At 45.5% G+C, this 955-nt stretch carries 1 protein-coding gene and 1 pseudogene; one reads left to right on the plus strand and one right to left on the minus strand.

The features are described 5' to 3' along the window. A pseudogene (locus tag A3757_RS27330) lies at positions 1 to 246 on the plus strand (DNA polymerase II); the annotation flags it as partial. 20 nt (positions 247 to 266) lie between these two features. Here A3757_RS27330 and A3757_RS23430 read toward each other — a convergent pair. After that, positions 267 to 955 (minus strand): alkyl sulfatase dimerization domain-containing protein (locus tag A3757_RS23430; RefSeq protein WP_231878370.1); only part of this gene is annotated, 689 nt, incomplete at its 5' end.

The following is a 955-nucleotide window of genomic DNA, read 5'->3' on the forward strand; positions in this document are numbered from 1 at the left end:
GCTCGATCTGCCAAAATAGCCGACGAAAAGAACAAAGCGCTTGGCAAGCCACTACAGTATCAACACAAAGGCTGGATCAACTATATCATCACCCTGAACGGGCCTGAGCCTTTGGACTATCTTGAATCAGACATTGATTACCAACACTACATTGAGAAACAGCTAAAGCCCATCGCGGAAGGCATTCTGCCCTTTATCGGGATGGACTTTGATCGCCTAATAGATAATCAAATGGCCTTATTCTAGGGAACCTAGAAGTAAGTTCCTTAAGGCTCAATGATATTAAAGACACCTCTCGGCTTCTCAAACAACCTGAAGAAACTCACTAAATCCAGCTTACTACCCTCCACCGTCAAATCATCCGAGAACAGGGTTTCTTTGATCCCAGCCTGATCAGTGGCCATTTTGAGAAATAACTCATGAGTCACCTTAAGTGTGGCATCCGCATCACTGACAGGTTCAATTTGTTCAAAATGCAGAACGGCATTTTCAATCCACAAATAGAAATTTACCTGCCTGTCAGTGAAGGTGATATTGATCTTATGATGGCTATCAAAAGCTTCCGGGCCAATTAAACGGGCAGCCATTGATATAAAGAAGTTCTCAAGAGGTGCCTCTCTCAGAACCCCCTCCATCATTGCCACATCAACGCCTTTATCCGGGCCACCATGTCTCAGCTCATAAGCCCCCGTAAGATAATTATCTCGCCAAGGCGCTGATTCCGATTGGTATCCCAATTGATCATAAGCTTTAGCAAGGAGCTCTCGGGCCTTATCGTTGCCAGGGTCAGCAAAGACCAATTTATTCAAAAGTTCGGCTACCCAACGATATTCACCCTGGTCAAAAGCCGATTGAGCAGCAAGTAGAACCCTCTCAGCCCCTCCCATTAAGGCTATGTATTTATCCGCAGATTCTTCCGGAGGAAGCGGATTAAGATTCGCAGGGTTTCCGTCAT

Source organism: Oleiphilus sp. HI0117, assembly GCF_001635235.1.